This is a genomic window from Candidatus Epulonipiscium viviparus, assembly GCF_030708075.1.
In the GTDB taxonomy this organism is placed as follows: domain Bacteria; phylum Bacillota; class Clostridia; order Lachnospirales; family Cellulosilyticaceae; genus Epulonipiscioides; species Epulonipiscioides viviparus.
The window spans coordinates 2,192,429-2,214,054 of sequence record NZ_CP117982.1; the positions used below are offsets into that span (position 1 = coordinate 2,192,429).

Below are 21,626 nucleotides of genomic sequence, written 5' to 3' on the forward strand. Positions count from 1 at the left end.
CTAATTTCTAATTAGTCCACCATCCACAACAATAACTTGTCCCGAAATAAAGTTAGATTTCTCCGATGCCAAAAAAACCGCCGCATTAGCAACATCGGCAGGAGTACCCATCCGTCTCATATCGGTTTGATTCACTTGCTCTTCGACAAACTGATCGTCTTGGAGCTTAATCATGTCAGTTTGAATAACTCCAGGCGCAATGCAGTTAACACGAATGTTGTTTCCGGCCAGCTCCTTCGAGAGTGCTTCCGTCATTGAGATCATGGCAGCCTTTGAGGAGCAATAAATACTACGACCGAATCGTACGTCTTTGCCGGCAATAGAAGCGATATTGATTATGCTACCACCACCGTTTTTCATCATAAGACGAGAGATATTTTGCATCAGTATAAATGGTGCGAACAAATTAACCTGAAATATTTGCTCGAGCTCTGCCATTGTAGATCGATGAAATAACGAATTATGAACTATGCCGGCATTGTTAACGAGCGCATCAATAGGCATCTTCTTTTTCATAAACTCACGCATAGCGTTCTTTACTGCATCTGCGTCAGATAAATCAAAATATATTGGCTCGATTGCAACTTTGTAGGTATCAGCTAATTTGCCTAGATGCTCTGTAAACTCTGCAGTTTCTTGTCGGGCGTGAGCAACTACTGCAGCGCCATTGCTTGCGTATGCTTCTAATATTGCGGCACCAATTCCGCGGTTACTTCCTGTAATTAATGCGGTTTTTCCTTCTAATAACATAGCTCATCCTTTCTAATTCTAAACAATACTGGGTCTGTCTTGATCTGAGTCGGCCTTAAAAAATAAAGTTTCGTCGGGTTTATAATGAACCCATATATCGATGTTGCGCTTCAAAAATGGTTCAAAATAATTTGGAATTATATTTGCATCGTTGGCGAGGCGCTCTACAAATCCTGCCGCCAAAATATATTCCGCAGTAAATCCGTGTTCATAAAAATCAATATATTCATAATTGCCTGCTATAAGCAATTGGGCCAAATTTGCACCCACCATAGCAAAAAGTTTTTGGTCTCCCAGAAAATCTACAATTCTGAGGATGGCTCTATCTTCAACCTGAATTGCTCTGATTATAACAACGGCATTTGCAGCGTCGGTAGGCATAGCGCCCGTAGGCTTAATTGCAAAGACCTGATATTTATATATGGGATGATTGTAGTATCGATATTCTATATACGCCGCATCTTTGCGAGGGATCTGCGGATGTTTTGCGATATCAAACGCGGCCACAAAATCTGATGCCGAATGCAGTGGCACAAGCGTTGCCCCAGTAGAAATTGTAGTCGATGCCAAATTTTCTATGCTAGCAATTTTGAAATCTACCATTTCTGGGTTCAGCATATAAAAGTGACGCATCTTGGCACATTGATCCTTAAACAAACGTTCTCTGATGGGAACTGTAGTGTTGATATTTAACCCGCTGCCCAAATGATTTTCGGCACCAGTTAGCGATAGAATGCGTTTGCCTAGCTCGATACCTAAAAACGGCATGTTTTCGCGTTCATCCTTGACCTTCCAAAGGCTGCCCCATAGATCAGGAGAAGCGCCTCCTTTGGCACAATTTAAAAAGCAGAGAATGCCTTCTAGAGAATTGGTAGATTTTTTGATAGCAAGAACCGCGTTAATTTTGTTCCCTTCTCTGAATTCATATTCAAACAAAATCTCGTTGCTACCTAAGATATGACCCTTTTTCCAATAATTGTCAATAAATTGCATAATGGCAGCTTGATCATCTGCAGTTGCTAATCGAATATCATAAACTTCATCATATTTATTCATCGGAACCTCCTTTCAAGAATGGTGATCTTAGTATTACCCTTTTTCTCAATATTTATAAGCATAAAAAAGCTACACTGAAACTTACATAGTGTAGCTTAATTTATCTATTTCATGTTCATTGCCATCAAATTTTTTATAACAGCATATTCTACTTGAGTAGAGGATAATCCGGTTAGCAGTTCGATGCCCTCCTCATAATGTTTAATTGTATAAATATGAAAGCGACTGTCTTTGATACTGTTTAAAATTTCGTCTGACAAAACCAAATCTACCGTATTTTGATGAGGAATAATAACGCCCTGATCACCAGTTAGCCCCTTGCTTTGGCAGGCTCTAAAGAATCCCTCGATTTTTTCGTTGAGCCCCCCCACGGGTTGGATGCAGCCATATTGATTGATAGACCCAGTTACTGCCAAGTTTTGCTTAATAGGAATATCCGCAATGCTGGAGATAATAGCATAAAGCTCCGCACTAGAGGCACTGTCGCCGTCGAGCCCACCATAGCTTTGTTCCATGCATATCTTGCAGCTCAAATTAAGATCAATATGTTTGGCGAATCGATTTCCGATAAAGCCTTCTATAATTTCGACGCCCTTGGTGTGAATTTCGCCGCTTAGCTTCGCAACTTTTTCGATGTTAATAATACCTTTTTTGCCTCTATATGAAGTTGCAGTAATCTTTGCAGGTTGCCCCAGCGAGTATTCACCTAAATCGTATACGCAAAGACCGTTAATTTCTCCAACTTTAGCGCCACTTACATCAATCAATGTTCTCTCCAGTAAATAATCCTCGGCGGCATTTTTGTGAACTTTATTTAACAATGTTTTGTGAAAATTATCCACCGCATCGATATCAGCGGCAGTAATTTCGTCTGCTGCTATAGAATTGGCTTCCTCAATAAACTTCATTATTGGTCTAAAGTCTAAGTTGATTTTGTCGGAGCGTTCCTGAGTTTTTCTAATTGCACGCAACAGTGCGGCGGTTGTAACCGGTTTGAGATTTTTTGCCTTTGTAAATTGTTGAACTTCGTATCCAATCACTTCTACCATATTTTTTGTGTAAGCAACGCAATCAGCAAAGTCAATTCTCAACTTAAATAGTTCATCAAACATAGCACTATATTCTTTGAGTGCTTCGTGGTGATAATGTGAACCAACCATAATAATGCGAACGTTGGCAGTAATTTTTGCGGGCTCCAGCATTTTGGGTTTATTGATCGTGTCGCTTTTAATATCTTTCATAGCAATAAAGCCGGTCTTGAGTGTTTTGGCGATGGCATCCCAGCCGTCTATGCGTTCAACAATATCGGCAGCCTTTACAATCAAAAAGCCGCCGCGTGCCTTATGAAGCTCTCCTGCTATAATATTAGATACTTCTGGAGTATCGTTAATGACGATGTTTCCTAGCAAAGAGCTATAATCACATTCGGTGGCTAATATTACTGGAGCGCCTTTTGTTGCGCCGTTATCAACAATTACGTTTACTTCGTATCGCTTTAAAAATTCATCTATATCGAGACCACCTAGCATAGGCAATAATGCGCTTAAGGCTGATTCACCTTCTGGATTATCGGCTGGCGGAGCAAATGTCTCGGCGTTTTCTAGGATGTCATCAGAAATGTTTTGAAAATATTGTAGCAATTCTGGGTAGGCACTATACTTTGTTTTAAGTTTGTGTAAAGGGGCACTGATTTGTTTCAGGAGTTCCTCTTCGAAAATGTTTGTTAATGCAGTATCCAACTGGTCATCTAAGTCATGAATCTTAGTAATGGTAATTTGTGCCAATTGCTTTACAAGCGCTGCGTTCGCCTCAGAATATTTTATCTTATGCCCAGATGCAACAAAAGACCAGCCGCCATCCACATCCTTAATCTTAAACCCCAATTTTAAGACTTCGGTTTTTAAGGCAGCAAATAATTCGTCCTTTGCAATATCATTGGCATTAACCAGATCTTGCTCCTGAGATAAAGTATTCGAAAATTTGAGTTCGTTTTTCAAAAATGCGGTAAACTCCTTTAGGTCATTGCTAAGACGCGCACCGACTCCGGCTGAGATATATACAGCATTAGGTTTGTTTGGCTCATCAAAATTAAATACGTAACATAAATCATCTGGGGTCTCTAGTGAAGTGGCCTTGTCTTCAATCATTTGTCTGATTTTGTCTAAAAAATGGTCTTCGCTTGCGATAAAAATACTATAATCGTTTAAATTTAAAGCAAAATTTAGCGCAGAAACATCTTGTTGTATAAAGTAATGATTTTCAGAAATTTGTTCTGTAGTATCGAAAACAAAATCTGAAGGTTGAAATAAATCTTTCACTTGTAGCCATGTAAGTTCCATAATTTTCACCCCTCTTTAGATTATATAATATGACAGAGGGTTGTATATATCTACAAGTTTTGCTGAGGTTGACAAATAATTTTTTGAAGCTTATTGTCCGGTTCGAATATTGTTCACTGTAATTGCTTTGATTTCCAGGTCATCAAACGTTGCAGTGGTGCCCTTTCCAACGGGAGATTGACACGCCAGACCTGCGTAGATGGTTTTGTTAAAGGGGATGTTAAAAAGCCTAACCATGTTGTAAACCTCTCCATCTAATGAATAATGAAATGAGATATTATTTTTTACTCGCACGGCCTTGAGATACACATATTTTTGACGGATGTTACAGCCGTTGGCATCATCAGAAAAGTTTTCGGTAACTACACTCACAACGGCAATAGTGGCAAAATCAGTTTGTTCAAAACACACCTTTGCCCATAAATTTTCATCGCTCATTAGCATCAAAACTCCAGAATCGTAGGTGTAGGTAAAATCCACTTCGACTTTTACAGTTATTACAAAATCTCCAGTAATTTCTTGGAACAAAAAAGGTGCGTTGCCTCTTCGAATAACAGAATCTGTATTGGTATCGTATCCAACAAAGAAGTCTGTCTCTGCAGCGGCGGTAAGAGTAATTTTTCCAGATTTATGCACTTTTTGTGATCCGTTTGCAGAATTTAAGAATTTCATTTTCATTAAAATCATCTCCTTTACAGATGGTGTAATAAGAATAGTTTCTCCAAAAAAGTATTTTTTAGTAAATCGAGGTTATAATATTACTATGATAAAAGAAGTGAAAAATAAAAAACAATTTTTGGAGCTATTGCTTTTGGCAGATGAGCAAGAAAGTATGATTGACAGATATTTAGAAAACGGGACTATGTATGCGCTATATGATGAAAAAGTTTTGCGAACTATTTGCGTAGTTGCAGTAGTTAAGGGCAAAACGGCTACTCTCGAAATAAAAAATATTGCAACAGTACCGGAGTTTCAGCGTTGCGGTTACGGTTATGCTATGATAGAATATCTCGCGAACGCATATGCAGATGACTTTGCGGAGATTATAGTGGGAACTGGTGAGAGTCGATTGACTATTCCATTTTATGAAAAGTGCGGCTTTACTAGATCACATGTAGCGAAAAATTTTTTTGTAGATAATTATGATCATCCGATTTATGAAAATGGAATACAACTGGTGGATATGATATATCTAAAAAGAACATTATAAATAGGAAGGAATTTTGTATGAAACATTTTGAATGGACCAATGCCCCAAAAGATTTTGTTATATCAGAAGATAGAGTGGAAATCGTGACGCAACCGCATACGGATCTATGGCAGAGAACTTTTTATCACTTTAGAAATGATACGGCACCAATTCTGCAAATGTCGACAGATAAGCAATATTTTTCGTTTGTGGTAAAGACGCAGTTTGATAGCAAGCATCGGTATGACCAGTGCGGCATTGCTATGTATTTGGATTGTGATAATTGGTTTAAGGCTTCTATAGAAAAGGAAAATGATCAGTTTGGGCATTTAGGAAGTGTTGTAACAAACAATGGATATTCAGATTGGGCAACAACAGAAATTGCCGCTAACATTACTTCGATGTGGTACCGATTAAGTAGGCGAGAAAACGATTTTCGCATCGAATGTTCTAAAGACGGTATAAACTTTTCGCAGATGCGTATCTTTCATATGTTTAACGTCGCAGAAATAATTCGATTTGGGATATACGCAGCGAGTCCAGAAGAATCTTCGTTTAGGGCAACATTTACAAATATGGAAATTTTAGATTGTATTTGGATGCCTCATGATGGACAAAAACCAGATTAATGAAAAAAAAGTTTAAAAAATATCGAAAAAAAACTAAATAGGGCGTTGCATACAATTCGAAGGCATGCTATAATGGCCTAGTTATTTGACGAATGCTCCGCTGGAAAGTTTTTTCTATGAACATTTATGATAAAGGAGAAAAATTATGAAAAATGCAATAATTGCTGAAATTGAAAACGCACAACTAAAGAAAGATGTGCCAGAATTTAAAGTAGGAGACTCTGTTCGTGTATATGCGAGAATTAAAGAGGGTCAAAGAGAACGTATCCAAATGTTTGAAGGCGTTGTATTGAAACGTCAAAACGGTGGAATTCACGAGACATTTACAGTCAGAAGGATGTCTTATGGTGTTGGGGTCGAAAAAATGTGGGCACTACATTCGCCAAACGTAGAGAGAATAGAAGTTATAAGACGAGGTAAAGTTAGACGTGCTAAACTAAACTACTTACGTGAGCGTGTGGGTAAACGTGCAAAAGTTAAAGAATTAGTAAGATAAACACCAGGGGCTTATTAGAGTCCCTTTTTTATTAGCAAAGGGAAATATAATGAACATACAATGGTATCCTGGTCATATGACCAAAACAAAACGATTAATAGAAGAAAATATAAAATTAGTAGACGTTATAATAGAGCTACTTGATGCGAGAGCACCTAAAAGCACCAAAAATCCTGATATCGATAAGTTTGCGAAGAACAAACCCAAAATTCTGATGCTTAACAAAGCCGACCTCGCAAACCCGGCCATTACAAAAGAGTGGATAAAGTATTATGAAAACGAAAACACAAAAGTAATTCCGGTAACGTCTACCACAGGTCAAGGAATTAAAGAAGTAACAGAAGCGGCACGAGAACTACTAAAAGAAAAAATAGAAAGAGATTTAAAGCGTGGCCGAATATATCGCCCAATTAGAGCTATGGTGGTGGGTATTCCAAATGTAGGCAAGTCGACTTTTATTAATTCGTTGGTGGGTAAGGGTGCAGCAAAAACTGGTGATAAGCCAGGGGTAACAAAAGGAAAACAATGGATAAAAATGAAAAAAGGAGTGGAGCTTTTAGATATGCCAGGTATATTATGGCCCAAATTTGATGATCAAGAGATTGCCAAAAAACTTGCTTATTTGGGCTCTATAAATGATTCAATTCTAAATATACAGGACCTTGCTATAAATTTTATAGGATTAGCAAGAGAAAAATTTGGAGATATATTTTTTAAGAGATACGCAATTGCAAATATCGAAGACTTAAATGATCATGAAATTTTAATAGAAATTGGAAAAAAACGTGGCGTTCTCGCTCAAAAAGGAGAAGTGGACGAAACGAGAGCTGCGAAGATTATTATTGATGATTTTAGAAGCCAAAGGATAGGCAATATAAGTTTGGAAAGACCAGTGTTAGAATCTAAAATAAAGTAAAAGCTATTTTGTTGAATGAGGGGGAACTCTATGAAAATAACTAATTATAAGTCGTCATCTATTTCTCAAAAAACTCAAGTATCAACATCAAAGGCAATCGAGAACAATTTGAAAGATGGTCAAATCGAAGGAAGTGTTTCTCGCGAGAATGGCAAAACCTTACTAGAGCTAGCTAATGGCGAAAAGATAGAAGTGAAATTACAAGCTGATGTGCCAATGGGCAAAGCCATGACTTTTTCGGCCTTTAAAAATGCTGCAGGAGAAATAATTTTAAAGCTTTCGCCTGCTACGCAAAAATCGATAATTATGGATAATCTAGTGCGAAATTTACAGCTTCCAGATACGCCGCAAATGAAAGAGTTAATAAGCTTATTTATGTCAAAGTCGCTGCCTCTGGATAGGCAAGATTTAATTAAGGCGAATTTCGCGGTAAAGACATTTGATCTTCCCGCGCAGACGATAACAAATTTAGCTGAAAAATCGTTAAACCTTACTTCTGGACAACTGGAGATCGCAAAAAATCTACAACAAAATGGTACATTGCCGTTGGCGCAGAATATATCAGATTTAATTGAGTTGTTACCAAATCAGAAAGTATTAGAATTTTTAGCGAACAAATTAAATTTGCCAACCAATAATGCGGCGACCACTGCCACTCCGGCCAATGCGGCGACCACTGCACTCCGGCCAATGCGGCGACCACTACAACTCCGGCTAATGCGGCGACCACTGCCACTCCGGCTAATGCGGCGACCACTGCAACTCGGCCAATGCGGCGACCACTGCACTCGGCTAATGCGGCGACCACTACAACTGCGGCCAATGCGGCGACCACTACAACTGCGGCCAATGCGGCGACCACTACAACTGCGGCCAATGCGGCGACCACTACAACTGCGGCTAATGCGGCGACCACTACAACTCGGCTAATGCGGCGACCACTGCCACTGCGGCTAATGCGGCGACCACTACAACTGCGGCCAATGCGGCGACCACTACAACTGCGGCTAATGCGGCGACCACTACAACTGCGGCTAATGCGGCGACCACTGCACTCAGCCAATGCGGCGACCACTGCCACTCGGCTAATGCGGCGACCAACTACAACTGCGGCCAACGCGGCGACTAATGCGGCCAACGGCGATGCAACATTAAGTGATGCGGTAAAAGAGTTGTTGTTTGGAACCGAAGTTGAAAGCTTTGCCGACATAAAGCTCGATGATGCTGTACGAGATTTAAATGAGCTAGTTGATGTGATAGAAGAAGTTGTTGAGGAATTGGATGAAGCAAATAGAGCAGTGCCACGAGAGCAGCTGGATGTAATAAAAGAGCAAGTAGAAGTGATAAATAAATTAGAGCAGGCAAATTTTGAATTTATCTCACCATTACTGCATAGCCAAATAGAAAAAGGGACAGTACATTTTTTTGAAGAAAAATCGGGCGGTGGCGGACGGCACAAAGGCGGGTTATATATTGTGGTGGCCTTAGATATGGACTCTTTGGAGCATCTGGAATTTCATATACATAAATTTGATAAGCAACTAGATATTCAAATCTATGTAGAAAACGACCACATCAAAAGCTATTTAACCTCATATGCAGGGAGCTTTATGAAAGTAGTAGAAGAAGCTGGATTTGTGACAAGTAATTTGCGGATAGATTCGATGGAACAGAAAGAATTGAAAAAAGAGACGACGGCAATGCTATCAAATTTTGATTTTAGAGTTTAATATTAATGAGGTGATTGTATGGAAGACGTGATATTTTGTAAGGGTGGCGGATGCACAGCAAAATTGGGGCCGCAAGCACTTAAGACCATATTGGCAAAACTAGAAAAGAAGAGTGACCCCAATTTATTGGTGGGATTTGAAAGCGCAGATGATGCGGCAGTATACAAAGTTTCTGATGATATAGCCATAGTACAGACGCTAGACTTTTTTCCGCCGATGATAGAAGACCCGTATATCTTTGGGCAAATAGCTGCAACAAATGCGCTATCCGATATATATGCAATGGGTGGAGAGGTGAAGACAGCGCTGAATATAGTGGGATTTCCAGAGAAGATGGACCTAAACATTTTGGGGAAAATTTTACAAGGCGGAAACGAAAAAGTAACGGAAGCGGGAGGAGTTTTATCGGGTGGGCATTCGATATTTGATGATACAGTGAAATATGGCCTTTCGGTAATGGGAGTAATTCATCCAGATAAAATATTTCAAAATAATACGCCCAAAATGGGAGACAAATTAATTTTAACCAAGCCGTTGGGAGTGGGTATATCGTGTACTGCCTATAACACAAGGCATATGATAAAAGATCAAAAATTACAAGATTTGGTAGATTTAGCTATTGAGAAAGCGATAAAATCTATGACCACATTAAATAAGTATGCAGCAGACGTGGCAAAGAGATACCGAACGAATGCGATGACAGATGTAACAGGGTTTGGATTTTTGGGTCATCTAACAGAAATGATAGGAACAGAATTTGGCGCACAGATCTATGCCGCGGACGTGCCTTATATAGAAGAAGCGCAGGTGTTAGCAGATGAATTTTTTATTACAGCGGCTGCGCAACGGAACCGAAATTTTGTGGGCGACAAAATTAAATTTTGTAATATAGAAGCGTCGTTTACAGAAGTACTTTTTGATCCGCAAACTTCGGGAGGATTGTTGATTAGTATAAATCCAGCAGATGCACAAGAAGCGTTGGCAGAGTTCAAAAAGCTGGGATTGCCATGTAATATAGTTGGCGAAATTGTCGCAGGTGATAAAATCGTTGTGGAAACGGAGAGAGTGTAAGTGCAATATATATATAATGGCAAGATTTTGTTTAAGGGCAAAGTACTTCATAACAAGGCAATAATATTTTCTGATAAGATTGAGAAAATTGTGGAAGCGGACTCGGCGACATTGCGAAATTTGGTGGGAATAGATGCGAAGGGAAAATATATTTCTGCAGGATTTATAGACATCCATATTCATGGCTATGCCGGATTTGATACGATGGACGGGACAGGGCAAGCGATAACAAAGATAGCCGAGGGTATTGCAGCGAACGGGGTAACAGCCTTTTTGCCAACAACTATGAGTATGCCCAAAGCTGCAATTGAGAGAGCATTGAATGCAATCCAAGAAGTGCGTAAAACTCAAAGTAGCGGGGCAGAAGTTTTGGGTGCTCATCTAGAAGGACCGTACTTTAACTTGAAATATATGGGTGCACAAAATCCAGATTATATAGTGAATCCAACGGTATCAGATGCAGAATTTATTAAAAAATATATAGATATAATAAAATTGGTATCGGTGGCTCCCGAAGTTGACGGAGCTATAGATTTGATCAATGCAATCAAAGCGGATGTTGCAATATCGATGGGGCATACGGCGGCAACATTCACCGAGGCAATAGCAGGAATAAATGCGGGGATCTCCAGCGCAACGCATCTGTTTAACGCAATGAGCCCACTACATCATAGAGACCCTGGAGTAGTTGGAGCCGCGATGATCACGAATATATTTTGCGAAATGATTTGCGATTGTGTTCATGTAGATCCGGCCTTGTTTGAATTAATATCAAAGCTGAAATCTCCAGATAAACTGATTTTAATCACTGATTCGATAAGCGCCGGAGGATGTGTAGATGGCGAGTATTCGTTGGGAGGACAAAAAGTGATTGTGTCCGGCGGCAGTGCAAGGCTAGAGAGCGGCGCATTAGCAGGGAGCGTATTAAAATTGAATAAAGCTTTGTATAATATAATTTCTAATTCAAATTTTACCATAGAAACAGCGATCAATTTTGTGACCACTAATCCTGCCAAGCTTATAGGTGTCGATAACTTCAAGGGCAGCTTGGAGCCAGGCAAAGACGCGGATATAGTCATTTTTGACAATGTGGTAAATATTGCCAGAACCATCTGCAAAGGTAATGTTATATATTAGGCTAAAAAAGGCTATTACACCAACCAAAAGTGTAATAGCTTAAATATTCGCATAGAACTAAACAATCATTTTTTCTTTAAGTATTTTAACAGTTTCTTCATCAGCCATTTTGGATAATAACGCATATCCGAATTCCATAGAAGCCCCCGGTCCCGCTCCAGTTATTAAATTTCCGTCAACTACAACCTTTTGTCTTCTAATATCAGCTCCTGCCACTTCTATAGTTGGATATACAGTAACACTGCGGTGGTTTAGCAAACCCCATCTACCCAATATGTTTGGTGCGGCGCAAATTGCACCAACGAATTTGTTGTTATTCCCTAAAAATGCCGCGATGGCATTCTTTAATTTTTCGCAAGGCAAATAGTTTTCAGCACCGGCTCCTCCTGGCATTACAATCATATCAAAGTCATCGAAATTTACAGACTCTACTGTCGCATCCATAATAACCTGGATTTTTTGTGCGCTAGAAACTGTACTATCTGTTAGACCAATCATTGTAACATCTGCTTGCCCACGTCGCAAAATATCTACAACAGCAAGTCCTTCAATTTCCTCGAAACCATCTGGAAATACTATCCCTACTTTCATACAACATCCTCCTTGTATATATAATAGATTTATTATCTCCATAAATGGTTAAGTTATACACTCAATTTATAAAATTAATTTATAAATCTAAGACTATGTCTTTTCCTGCAGTTACGATATCGGTTTCATTTTTAAACTTAATCGATTGATCGTGTTTGTCGGAAATTATAAATATTGTAGTGGCTTTATATCCGTTATCTTCTATAATTTTTTTATCAAATTCGATTAATGGCATTCCTGACTTTACTTTATCACCAGTACGTACTAAGCATTTAAATCCCTTGCCTTTTAGATCTGCTGTGTTAACTCCAACATGAATTAAAACCTCGACATCATTTCTCAGCTTAAGCCCCACGGTGTGTTCAGATTCGTTCATAACCAGTTCAACTGTTCCATCTGCTGGTGCCACAACAACTCCTTCTGTAGGCTCAATAGCAATTCCGTCTCCAAGCATTAAAGTCGAAAATACTGTATCATCAACATCTGTAAGCGATATACATTGTCCACTCACAGGTGCTAACAATCCTTTTTGCTTATTAAACAATCCCATAGTCAACCTCCAAATTTGATTTTTTATTGGTATATCTTATATATTTTGAATAGCTGTTGTAAGTTGCGGAATAATTTGTTTTTTCCGAGAACATACATCTTCTAGATATACACTATTTTTGTCTGGTGCGATTCCAAATGCTTTTTCGGCCAATTTTTTTTGCGGGCCTACTGCTATAATTTCGGAACCACCCAGAAGAATGTCTGTCACTATTAAAATGACTAGATCTACTTGATTTTTTAGTTGAATTGCATTCATTTCTTGAACTAAATTATGCTGTATTTTTTCTAAACTTTTTAGACTGGTTGTATTTACTTGAGAAATTAGCGTTTTGTATTCACCAAGTGAAAAAGTTTTTACATCTCCTTCCAAAATTTCGCTAATAGGAATTTTGTCCAATGCTCCTCCGATGGAAATAAGTTCTTCGCCGTAGGCCATAATATCGACTTCTGCTATTTTGGCGAGTCGATTTGCCACCTTGATATCTTCTGGAGTACAAGTTGGTGATTTAAAACACAATGTATCGGATAATATGGCGCTGAGCATTAGCCCTGCAATTTCGCGTGGAGGCATGATGTTTGCTTCATTAAACATCTTTGCAATAATAGTACAAGTACATCCTACGGGTTCGACCCGCAGAAAAACTGGAGCTTGGGTATCAATATTAGCTACTCTGTGATGATCAATTATCTCTAAAATTTCAGCTTGATCAATGCCCAAAGCACTTTGTGAGTTTTCGTTATGATCAACAAGGATCACTTTCTTCTTTTGAATGTCCAAAATATGGCGTTTAGAAATTAGCCCTGCGACTTCGGCATCTTTGTTTAAAATAGGAAAATGTCTAAAGCTACTTTTTAGCATGATTTCTTTAACTTCATCGATTGTATCTTCGGTTTCAAAAAAGATCAATTCGTTTTTTCCCATAATATTTTTGATTGGTGTACTTTGATTTATCATTTTGATTACTGTAGAAAAGCAATCTGGTACACACACAATGGCACATGTGGCATTTTTGGGAATTAATACATTTATATGCTCAATATCAACTCCTGTTACAATTACGCATCCGGCTCCTGTGTTAACAGCTTCTTCTATCAATCTAGGATTATTGCCAGTCAAAATTATGTCCGTATTATTTAACTTACTATCATCTTGAATTTCGGCAATAGTGTATATATCTCCTTGAACATATGGCTCAGGATATTCTCCGTAAATAATTTTTCCATTTAATACGCTTAATATGTTTACAAATGGAGTTCGAGTTTCGCGAAGCACTGTGTTTTCGGTAAGTTCAAGATATGACTTCGCAATATCAGTTAAAGTTACGACACCTGCAAGTGAATGGTCTTGGTGCAATACAGGAACAATCCCCTTTCCAGATTCTCCCATTACTGTCCAAGCCTTTTTGACAGAATCGCCGGTATAAACTGGCCGTACTTTATAATAATTCATATCTAAAACTTGAGGCTTTATATGATGAACTATTATAGGGGGCTTGATATTAAATTTATTTAACGCAAAGTTACTTTCGCGATTCAATGCGCCCAATCTTGCTGCAACTACATTAGTATCTCCCAAACATCTTTTATAATATGCATATGCTATTGCTGAACAAATTGAATCGGTATCGGGATTCTGATGTCCAAACACATAGGTTTTTTTATTCATAAATAGTGCCCTTTCGAAATTAAATTTAATCACACCTATAGAAGATGTATTTTTTTAGTATTTTATACATTTTTTATTTAAAAAATTTTGAATTTGATATATCTACTAACTGGTAGTATACGTGAAATATCAAGATAAATCAATAGTTTCAAAAAATAAGCAGAAAAAATGGCGCCCTTCGAATAGTCTATCAGAAGTCGCCATAATTATTTTTTATGCCATTAAGACAGCACCAAATCCCGATAAGTCATCTTCATGATGAGATTCAAAACTTTTTGCTGCATATCCCTCTTCTGTTAAAATATCGATTAGCCCTTGCTTTAATGCGTATTTGCCTGCAACGACGATTTGATAGTCTGGTGAAAATTCGATTGCAGAAGAGTTCATAAGAGCCGTGATATCGCCTTGCAAAACTATGCCTAGCAAAAAGTTAGCCACCTCTTGGTGCGAAAAATTACAAAATAGATTATTAATTCTACACAAAAATGCTGCTCGCGAATTACCGACTTTTTTGGCCGCGTTGTATCCTCTCAAAACAAAATCTTTCATATATGTTTCAACAAATTTTTTATCAACTGATTCTGAAATTATAGTATTGCTAGTAATTACTTCGATTAATTCGCCAGTGAGGGTTGTTAGACTGCCAGTAATTTCTCCGAGTTCATTAACACTTACAAATTTACTATGAGATCCAGGAAGCACCAATAAATACGGTATATCTTTTGGTAATTCTTCCAATATGGCAAACGTTTCTATTTCTTCACCACGCATTATATCCATTGATTCTGAGTTATCTTCATCGTATCGGTTTTTTACTCCGGTAATAAAAGTGATTGGCATATCGCACACATCTTCCATCAATACTGTGACTGCAGCGGCCTTTAGTGCATCTTTAGAAACGGGCACTGTTAGATGAGGTATTTCATATAATCCCAGAGAGGATGTGATCATCCCTGTTGCTATTACTCCGTCAATTTCGGGATTACTATTGTTCTGTAAGAGGGTGGATATTGATTGTTTAATAGATTTTTTTAGTTGCGCATTGCTGCCTGTAATGGCTGTGTTTTTAACGCCTACATTACTTTTTTTAACCTCAACTATATTCAAGTTATCATCAAATAGACGTACGCGAGTATTTGTGGTTCCGGTATCAATTGTTATATACATTACATCCTCCATATTAGCAGATATTAAATTTTAGGTGCGTTTACATTCCATTGCATTGAACTTTTTGGAGATAGCCAAAACATCTTATCGATGATCTTTGCCATTCCGGCCATTTTAGCAGTTTGATATTTTGGATCATCCCACAAATTAATTCGCTCGGCAGGATCCGTATTTAAATCATAAAGCTCTCCATAATCTCTTTCTACATAATATAATGTTTTGATGCCATCTCTTATGACTCCCTTGATATCATGGGCTTCCATATATACGTAATCTCTTGCGGAAACAGTATCTTTTTCCCAGTAATCGTTATAAGGATGGTTTTCCATATGTTCTGTAATTTTTTCGGGGGCCTTTGCAGCGGTAAGACAGGTTGAAGCTATGTCTATATTTGTTACTAGGTCATTTGTTCTAAAGCCCTGAAAATCCTTAATTGGGGGCTTTACAAATAATGGAACGTGCATTAAGCCTTCGCTTAGGTATTGAGCCTTGGTCACTAATCCAAAATCTCCCATAAAATCACCGTGGTCTGTAGAAAAAATGATTAGTGTATTGTCGTATTCATCTTTTTCTTTTAGCATAGCAATTACCTCACCAATTTTTTCATCTATTAAAGACATATTGGCGTAGTATGAACGCTTGGTCCTTCGATAAAGTTCTTCATCATACTGATCAATATATGCTCTAGGATTGAGATGTTTATAATGTGGCGGCTTTGTTTCTAAGTCGGCAACTTTTGATTCTTCGAGTGTCATATCTGCTAAATTATAGTTATCGGCATATGCGGTTCCTTCGCAGTCGTATGGCTGATGCGGTCCTGGAAAACTAAGTGTCATAAACCAAGGTTTTGCATCGGCTTTGGTGGTGTCTATGTGATTTGCGAGCCATTCGCGACCCTTTTCACCGATAAAATAGTCAATGTGGTTTTCGATATCACCAGTCCATTCGCTACCGCAAATCAATTTTTCGCCCACTTGCTTAACTTTGTATACGCCCTTTTCCTTGAGATATTCTGCAAAAGCCACGATGTTTTCATAAGGTGCAGTTTGAGAGTGTCCATCGACGATACATTCGTAATCATAGCCTTTGTAAATTTCGCTTGCATCGAAGTGTTGCTTTCCAACAACTGCTGTATAGTATCCGGCTTCTTGTAATTTGGCCATAAAGGTTACTTCGTCTTTGGGAAGCGTCGAGATGTATGTTGGGCACTGACAAGCTGTTGGATATTTGCCGGTTACTATTGCTGCGCGAGATGGTACGCAAGATGGGTTTGAACAGTAGGCATTGTTAAAAAATACGCTGTTTGAAATTAATTTATCTAGATTTGGAGTTTTGAGAACTGAGTTGACAAAACCAAAAGTATCAAATTTTTGTTCATCAGTCATCAAAAATAAAATGTTAGGTCGTCTCATTTATTTATTCCTTTCTTTACTGAGCCATTCTTTGTACTTGTCTTCTAGTCTAAACCATGCGTGTGGAGCCTTTCCGACGTATGCATAGCTATCAAAAATATCGCCGTTTCCATTTGAGCGAGGGTCGTTTGTGGCAATAAGTTGTGCATCCAACTCCCTGCGAAGCGCGGTTTTAATCTCTGCAAATGATTCTTCATAGGCTAAATTTTCCATGCACGCGGAATCTACTTTGATGTCAAATAACTGCTCTTCGGGACGCAAGCCAAACGATAGGTTGTAATAGATGTTGTTGTTTTTGGCATGTAACAGTAAAATTTCTTCCTTACTAGGAGATGGATCACAATTTGGATATCCTGTCTCGGCATTTCCGGCAGGTGCTGCAAACGGGTGGTAGTTGTGAATATATAAATACTGAGGAGTTCTGATGCATCGAACGGGGTATCCGGTATCGTTAACGCGCCCCATGTCATGCCTTTCGCGCCCCATAAATACGCGGTCTCTTGTAGAATTTATTACGCCGCTGTTGTTAGACTCAAATATGTCAAATAGACTTTTGCCACAAAACGATTCTGGTTTTTTAACTCCAGCTGCCTGAGCAAATGTTGGTGCAAAATCGATAAAACTAACTAAGTCATCAACAACTCTGCCGCCTGCTGTGCCATTTTTCCAAGTGATAATTAGAGGTAATCGCAAGTCGTCTTCATACATTTGTCCCTTAACACGTGGGAATGGGCAACCATTGTCCGATGTCACTACAATAATAGTGTTATCATATTCGCCGATTTCTTTTAAGTAGTCTACGATTTTGCCCAGCTGCAGATCAAACCAATCTATCTCGAATGCGTAGTCGCAAAAGTCGCCTCGAACGCGGTCGTTATCAGGAAGGTATATCGGAACTTTAACGTCAGTAGGATCTTTGCCATGGAGTATGCCTTCGCCTTCATTATATTTTCGATGCGGTTCGAAGCCGCCATACCAAAAATAGAATGGTTGATCTGCTGTTTTAGCGTCCATAAATACTTTGAAGTTTGCTGCGTAATCAATTTTCGAAATATTGCTTCCTGCTGGTGGTGTCAATGTTTTTGTATTATATTCGACTCCTGCTGGATTGCGTGTGTATCCTGAAACTGTAAAATCGCCAGGTCCCCAGCCTTTGCCCGTATACCCTATGTGGTAGCCGTTGTCTTCTAATAGGTCAGGAAAGAGTATTTGTCCTGTAGGAAATTCACAAAAATGAGTGCATCCCGATTCTAATTGCCAAGTTAATTTTCCGGTTAAAATTGACGCACGTGATGGCGCACATTTCGGATTTACGGTGAATGCATTATTAAACAAAATACCTTCGGCAGCGAGGGCATCAACTACAGGAGTGTTTACTAGTTTATGTCCATATGCTCCGAAGTGAGATGCGTCATCGGCAATTGCAAATAAAATATTCGGTTTTTTCATTATGACCTCCTAAATATATTTCTGTATGTCTTTATATTACAAACTTTGTAGCACCGGATAAACTATTCTCAAAATTTGGTAACTACATTTTTATTGTACAACACATTGTCAATATCTAGAACTACCAATATATTTTTAGAGATTACCAATGATCATGGCATAAATTGACAAACTTAATGTAAAATTTGGTAAAAATGCCGATGATTACAATAAAATTTTAGTAAGTATTAGGAATTTCATTTATGCCAAAAGCATGATACACTGTTATTACATATCAGATAACTTACATACATAATAATAGAAAAGGTGATATCATGAAAATAAAAGATGTTTATGTACACAAAATATCCGCAAAGCTGGAGGTTCCGTTTAAATTTTCACAAGGATGGGTTGACAAGAGGAGTTCGGTTATTGTGGAGGTCGTCGATGATAACGGCAATGCTGGATTTGGAGAATGCTTATGTCATGGGCAACAATCTCCACATTTGGCTGCAGCTTTCATCGAACATTGCTACAAAGAAGAGGTAATCGGAAAAGATCCTTTTGATTCCGAAGTAATATGGGAGACTCTCTATAATAAATCACGACCGTTTGGACAGCTTGGAATTGCAGTCAACGCATTGAGCGGTTTGGATATAGCAATATGGGATCTCAAAGGCAAAATTTTGGGAATGCCTGTCTCTAAACTTTTGGGAGGTACATTTAGAAATAAATTGCTAGCATACGCAACGGGTTTTTATCGCAAGGCAGATGGGGTTTATCCACAAGATGCTGTGGAAGAAGCACTGAAGTATAAGGAGCTCGGCTTTAAAGGAATGAAACTTAAAGTTGGATTTACACCCGAAAAAGATATCGAATATATCAGAGCTGTGAGAAAAGCGGTGGGGCACGACATTATGTTAATGGCAGATTTTAATGCGGCGTATTCACAAGCTGATGCTAGAAAAATAATTTTGGAACTAGAGCCGGAGAAGATTTATTTTTATGAAGAACCAATAAGCCCAGAAGATATGGAAGGCTATAAGGCAATTAGAAATCTAACCTCTTCGTTTATCGCAGCAGGAGAAGAAATCTTTGGGAAAATCTCTATCAAGAATTGGCTTAGCGCAGGGGCTCTAGATATATATCAACCAGACGTTTGCTCTAGTGGTGGATTTACAGAATGCAAGAAAATGGCTGCCATTGCGGGGGCATATAATACAACAATAATGCCACATGCCTGGGGTAGTGGAGTGGGATTGGCTGCAGCACTACATTTTATTGCATCATTGCCAAATACGCCTATGAGCTATGAGCCCTCCGAAATTTTTTTGGAGTTTGACCAATCTGATCACCCATTTAGAAAAGAGCTGATAAACGATACCATTAAATATGAGGACGGCTATATATATGTTCCAGATAAACCGGGGCTTGGAATAGAGATCAACCGCGAAATTTTAACCAAATACCAAGTATAATAAGGAGTGATATTAGCAATGAAGCAAAATGTAATTGATTCTATCTTAGAGCACAAAATTATTGCAATAGTTCGAGGGGTGGCTGAATCAGATATTGTCGCAACGGCTGGGGCTCTCGCAGAAGGCGGCATTAAATTGTTAGAGATTACGTTTAATCAGAAAGATCCAAATACTCTAAAAAATACGGCAACACTTATAAAGATGGTCAATGAAAAATATGGCGATCAAATTTGCATTGGCGCAGGAACCGTAATGAATCCCGAACAGGCAACTGCCGCATTTGAAGCTGGTGCAAAGTATTTTATCTCGCCCAATACAAACATTGCAGTCATTCATACTACAAATAACTTGGGGGCAGTATCGATTCCTGGAGCATTAACTCCAACAGAATCTCAAGCTGCATTTGAAGCTGGTGCCGACTTTGTAAAGTTGTTTCCAGCCGGAGATCTCGGAATTGGCTATATCAAGTCGGTTTGCGCTCCGCTAAATCATATTCCATTTTTGGCAGTGGGAGGGATTAATTCAGAAAACGTAGCAGATTATCTAAAAACAGGCATCAAGGGTGTTGGCGTTGGCGGAAATTTGGTAGATCTAAAAGCAATTGCAAACAAGGATTTTAAAAAATTAACGGCCCTTGCAAAAGAATATATAGCAAATTGTTAATGAAATTATTCATAAGGGGGAATTTTTATGAAGAAGCATTTATTTATTTTATTGGCATTATCTTTGGGTTTTAGCTCTAACGCGTTTGCAGCAGATCGCGACCTCGGTGGAAAAACAATAACCATTGCAAACTATAATAATATCGTGGAACCAGACGAAAAGTTTACCACCTACGAAGAGGTGTTATGGGAATATCGTCATGAGTTGATGGATACGCATAACTTTACTTTTGAGCAAAAGGGATTGGGAACTTGGGATACGATGCTAGAACTCTTTGCGACATCAAGCCTGTCTGGCAACCCCGCAGCAGAAATCTTTAGAATGGATCCGCGTTTTACTATCGCAGCAATGAACAGCGGCTTGTGCTACGATTTAGCAACGTTAGATAGCATAGACATCGAAAATCCTATGTGGCTTGATACCACTGAGGAAATGATGACCAGAGACGACAGTGTATATGGAGTATTTACCACCTTTGCGCCAAGAAGATTATTGTTCTTTAATAAGAGGCTATTTGAAGAAGCGGGGTTAGATCCAAACTTGCCATACGATCTTCAAGCAAGCGGCGAATGGACTTGGGAAGCATTCGAAGAAATTTCGCAAAAGCTTACGAGAGATATCGATAACGATGGTTTAACCGACGTACATGCAATGGTCTTTGATCATGCAAAATTTTTCTCAATGGCAGTATTATCTAATGGCGGCAGTTTTGTTGAAAAGAACGAAGATGACATGTTTTATAACAACCTTTCATCGCCAGAAACTATGGAAGCGCTCGAGTGGGCAGCTGCATATGCGCAAAAAAATTATGAGATATTTCCCACAAATTGGAAAGGTCAAACAGCAATGTTTATTAACGCACAAGCTGCAATGGTAATTGCGGACGACTGGGAAACTGCGACTATTAAAAATATGGACGATGATTATGGCGTGGTGTTGTTTCCGAAGGGGCCTAATGCCACCGAGCATGTAGTATTTACGCAAGATAGCGCCTGGGTGATTCCAAACACATACTCAAAAGCAGAAGCGGAAGACATTGCGTTTGCGCTTAAGATGTGGATGGCACTTCCTCCAGAATATGACGACCCAGATGCTTGGAGACTGGCATCGTACGCAAACTACCGCGACGACCGTGCAGTAGACGAAACGCTCGCTCTGGCAAGAGAACCAGGCGTTGCCAAGGTTGACTACAGTACTGTTATCGGAGCTGCGGTGAATACCAATTTGTTCATAAATAAAATTTACATTAATGGGTTGACACCGGTAGAATCGGTTGAAGCTATTAATGCCGTATGGCAAGCGGAATTGGATAAAGTTAATGGAGTGCCGGGAATTGTGGCCCCTAAATAGCAATTA

At 38.9% G+C, this 21,626-nt stretch carries 20 protein-coding genes; 10 read left to right on the plus strand and 10 right to left on the minus strand.

Annotation, left to right across the window (positions count from 1 at the left end):
• From PCY70_RS09160 to PCY70_RS09175, 4 genes are all read right to left on the minus strand, one after another.
• The gene (locus PCY70_RS09160; protein WP_305767114.1) at positions 1–750 is read right to left on the minus strand and encodes an SDR family NAD(P)-dependent oxidoreductase; all 750 of its coding nucleotides are present in this window, start codon (positions 748–750) and stop codon (positions 1–3) included.
• Positions 751–768: 18 nt separating this feature from the next.
• The gene (locus PCY70_RS09165; protein WP_305767115.1) at positions 769–1,806 is read right to left on the minus strand and encodes a hypothetical protein; all 1,038 of its coding nucleotides are present in this window, start codon (positions 1,804–1,806) and stop codon (positions 769–771) included.
• A 104-nt stretch (positions 1,807–1,910) separates the two neighbouring features.
• Positions 1,911–4,145, minus strand: a complete 2,235-nt coding sequence (locus tag PCY70_RS09170; RefSeq protein ID WP_305767116.1) for an AAA family ATPase — start codon at positions 4,143–4,145, stop codon at positions 1,911–1,913.
• 90 nt (positions 4,146–4,235) lie between these two features.
• Positions 4,236–4,823, minus strand: coding sequence for a DUF1349 domain-containing protein (locus tag PCY70_RS09175; RefSeq protein WP_010168095.1), 588 nt, complete (start codon positions 4,821–4,823; stop codon positions 4,236–4,238).
• A gap of 85 nt (positions 4,824–4,908) precedes the next feature.
• Here PCY70_RS09175 and PCY70_RS09180 point away from each other — a divergent pair, with 85 nt between their 5' ends.
• The 7 genes from PCY70_RS09180 (at position 4,909) to nagA (ending at position 11,313) form a co-directional block, all read left to right on the plus strand.
• The gene (locus tag PCY70_RS09180; RefSeq protein WP_305767117.1) at positions 4,909–5,355 is read left to right on the plus strand and encodes a GNAT family N-acetyltransferase; all 447 of its coding nucleotides are present in this window, start codon (positions 4,909–4,911) and stop codon (positions 5,353–5,355) included.
• Positions 5,356–5,372: 17 nt separating this feature from the next.
• Complete coding sequence (locus tag PCY70_RS09185) at positions 5,373–5,963, plus strand: DUF1349 domain-containing protein (protein ID WP_305767118.1); 591 nt, start codon at positions 5,373–5,375, stop codon at positions 5,961–5,963.
• A gap of 145 nt (positions 5,964–6,108) precedes the next feature.
• On the plus strand, positions 6,109–6,459 hold the full coding sequence (gene rplS / locus PCY70_RS09190) for a 50S ribosomal protein L19 (RefSeq protein WP_305767119.1): 351 nt from the start codon (positions 6,109–6,111) through the stop codon (positions 6,457–6,459).
• Positions 6,460–6,508: 49 nt separating this feature from the next.
• Positions 6,509–7,375 carry a ribosome biogenesis GTPase YlqF gene (ylqF, locus tag PCY70_RS09195; RefSeq protein ID WP_305767120.1) on the plus strand — a complete coding sequence of 289 codons (867 nt, stop codon included), beginning with the start codon at positions 6,509–6,511 and terminating at the stop codon, positions 7,373–7,375.
• Between the two features lie 770 nt (positions 7,376–8,145).
• Positions 8,146–9,105, plus strand: coding sequence for a hypothetical protein (locus PCY70_RS09200; protein ID WP_305767121.1), 960 nt, complete (start codon positions 8,146–8,148; stop codon positions 9,103–9,105).
• Between the two features lie 18 nt (positions 9,106–9,123).
• Positions 9,124–10,176 carry a selenide, water dikinase SelD gene (gene selD, locus PCY70_RS09205; protein WP_305767122.1) on the plus strand — a complete coding sequence of 351 codons (1,053 nt, stop codon included), beginning with the start codon at positions 9,124–9,126 and terminating at the stop codon, positions 10,174–10,176.
• Positions 10,177–11,313, plus strand: coding sequence for an N-acetylglucosamine-6-phosphate deacetylase (nagA, locus tag PCY70_RS09210; RefSeq protein ID WP_305767123.1), 1,137 nt, complete (start codon positions 10,177–10,179; stop codon positions 11,311–11,313). It begins immediately after the preceding gene.
• 57 nt (positions 11,314–11,370) lie between these two features.
• On the opposite strand, the gene PCY70_RS09215 is transcribed toward nagA, so the two are convergent.
• The 6 genes from PCY70_RS09215 to PCY70_RS09240 all read right to left on the minus strand — a co-directional run bounded on the left by PCY70_RS09215 (position 11,371) and on the right by PCY70_RS09240 (position 18,150).
• A complete protein-coding gene (locus tag PCY70_RS09215) occupies positions 11,371–11,904 on the minus strand; it encodes a DJ-1 family glyoxalase III (protein ID WP_010167131.1) in 534 nt (177 codons plus the stop codon).
• Between the two features lie 79 nt (positions 11,905–11,983).
• On the minus strand, positions 11,984–12,454 hold the full coding sequence (locus tag PCY70_RS09220; RefSeq protein ID WP_010167133.1) for a PTS sugar transporter subunit IIA: 471 nt from the start codon (positions 12,452–12,454) through the stop codon (positions 11,984–11,986).
• A 36-nt stretch (positions 12,455–12,490) separates the two neighbouring features.
• Positions 12,491–14,122 (minus strand): putative manganese-dependent inorganic diphosphatase, encoded by a 1,632-nt coding sequence (locus PCY70_RS09225; protein WP_305767124.1) that lies wholly within the window; start codon positions 14,120–14,122, stop codon positions 12,491–12,493.
• A 213-nt stretch (positions 14,123–14,335) separates the two neighbouring features.
• Positions 14,336–15,289: a 2-dehydro-3-deoxygalactonokinase gene (locus tag PCY70_RS09230; RefSeq protein ID WP_305767125.1), complete on the minus strand. Its 954-nt coding sequence runs from the start codon at positions 15,287–15,289 to the stop codon at positions 14,336–14,338.
• A gap of 23 nt (positions 15,290–15,312) precedes the next feature.
• Entirely contained in the window at positions 15,313–16,701 is a 1,389-nt protein-coding gene (locus tag PCY70_RS09235) for a sulfatase family protein (protein WP_305767126.1), read from the minus strand.
• Positions 16,702–18,150 carry a sulfatase family protein gene (locus PCY70_RS09240; protein WP_305767127.1) on the minus strand — a complete coding sequence of 483 codons (1,449 nt, stop codon included), beginning with the start codon at positions 18,148–18,150 and terminating at the stop codon, positions 16,702–16,704.
• Between the two features lie 314 nt (positions 18,151–18,464).
• Here PCY70_RS09240 and PCY70_RS09245 point away from each other — a divergent pair, with 314 nt between their 5' ends.
• From PCY70_RS09245 to PCY70_RS09255, 3 genes are read left to right on the plus strand one after another with little or no spacing between them, the layout of a single operon-like run.
• The gene (locus tag PCY70_RS09245; protein WP_305767128.1) at positions 18,465–19,607 is read left to right on the plus strand and encodes a mandelate racemase/muconate lactonizing enzyme family protein; all 1,143 of its coding nucleotides are present in this window, start codon (positions 18,465–18,467) and stop codon (positions 19,605–19,607) included.
• Positions 19,608–19,625: 18 nt separating this feature from the next.
• Positions 19,626–20,270 carry a bifunctional 4-hydroxy-2-oxoglutarate aldolase/2-dehydro-3-deoxy-phosphogluconate aldolase gene (locus PCY70_RS09250; protein ID WP_305767129.1) on the plus strand — a complete coding sequence of 215 codons (645 nt, stop codon included), beginning with the start codon at positions 19,626–19,628 and terminating at the stop codon, positions 20,268–20,270.
• A gap of 27 nt (positions 20,271–20,297) precedes the next feature.
• Entirely contained in the window at positions 20,298–21,620 is a 1,323-nt protein-coding gene (locus PCY70_RS09255; RefSeq protein WP_305767130.1) for an ABC transporter substrate-binding protein, read from the plus strand.
• Positions 21,621–21,626 lie beyond the last annotated feature (6 nt).

Bases quoted from the DNA above. Each gene is read 5' to 3' on its own strand.
- PCY70_RS09160 (WP_305767114.1), bottom strand. From the start codon at position 750: ATGTTATTAGAAGGAAAAACCGCATTAATTACAGGAAGTAACCGCGGA.
- PCY70_RS09165 (WP_305767115.1), bottom strand. From the start codon at position 1,806: ATGAATAAATATGATGAAGTTTATGATATTCGATTAGCAACTGCAGAT.
- PCY70_RS09170 (WP_305767116.1), bottom strand. From the start codon at position 4,145: ATGGAACTTACATGGCTACAAGTGAAAGATTTATTTCAACCTTCAGAT.
- PCY70_RS09175 (WP_010168095.1), bottom strand. From the start codon at position 4,823: ATGAAAATGAAATTCTTAAATTCTGCAAACGGATCACAAAAAGTGCAT.
- PCY70_RS09180 (WP_305767117.1), top strand. From the start codon at position 4,909: ATGATAAAAGAAGTGAAAAATAAAAAACAATTTTTGGAGCTATTGCTT.
- PCY70_RS09185 (WP_305767118.1), top strand. From the start codon at position 5,373: ATGAAACATTTTGAATGGACCAATGCCCCAAAAGATTTTGTTATATCA.
- rplS (WP_305767119.1), top strand. From the start codon at position 6,109: ATGAAAAATGCAATAATTGCTGAAATTGAAAACGCACAACTAAAGAAA.
- ylqF (WP_305767120.1), top strand. From the start codon at position 6,509: ATGAACATACAATGGTATCCTGGTCATATGACCAAAACAAAACGATTA.
- PCY70_RS09200 (WP_305767121.1), top strand. From the start codon at position 8,146: ATGCGGCGACCACTGCACTCGGCTAATGCGGCGACCACTACAACTGCG.
- selD (WP_305767122.1), top strand. From the start codon at position 9,124: ATGGAAGACGTGATATTTTGTAAGGGTGGCGGATGCACAGCAAAATTG.
- PCY70_RS09215 (WP_010167131.1), bottom strand. From the start codon at position 11,904: ATGAAAGTAGGGATAGTATTTCCAGATGGTTTCGAGGAAATTGAAGGA.
- PCY70_RS09220 (WP_010167133.1), bottom strand. From the start codon at position 12,454: ATGGGATTGTTTAATAAGCAAAAAGGATTGTTAGCACCTGTGAGTGGA.
- PCY70_RS09225 (WP_305767124.1), bottom strand. From the start codon at position 14,122: ATGAATAAAAAAACCTATGTGTTTGGACATCAGAATCCCGATACCGAT.
- PCY70_RS09230 (WP_305767125.1), bottom strand. From the start codon at position 15,289: ATGTATATAACAATTGATACCGGAACCACAAATACTCGCGTACGTCTA.
- PCY70_RS09235 (WP_305767126.1), bottom strand. From the start codon at position 16,701: ATGAGACGACCTAACATTTTATTTTTGATGACTGATGAACAAAAATTT.
- PCY70_RS09240 (WP_305767127.1), bottom strand. From the start codon at position 18,150: ATGAAAAAACCGAATATTTTATTTGCAATTGCCGATGACGCATCTCAC.
- PCY70_RS09245 (WP_305767128.1), top strand. From the start codon at position 18,465: ATGAAAATAAAAGATGTTTATGTACACAAAATATCCGCAAAGCTGGAG.
- PCY70_RS09250 (WP_305767129.1), top strand. From the start codon at position 19,626: ATGAAGCAAAATGTAATTGATTCTATCTTAGAGCACAAAATTATTGCA.
- PCY70_RS09255 (WP_305767130.1), top strand. From the start codon at position 20,298: ATGAAGAAGCATTTATTTATTTTATTGGCATTATCTTTGGGTTTTAGC.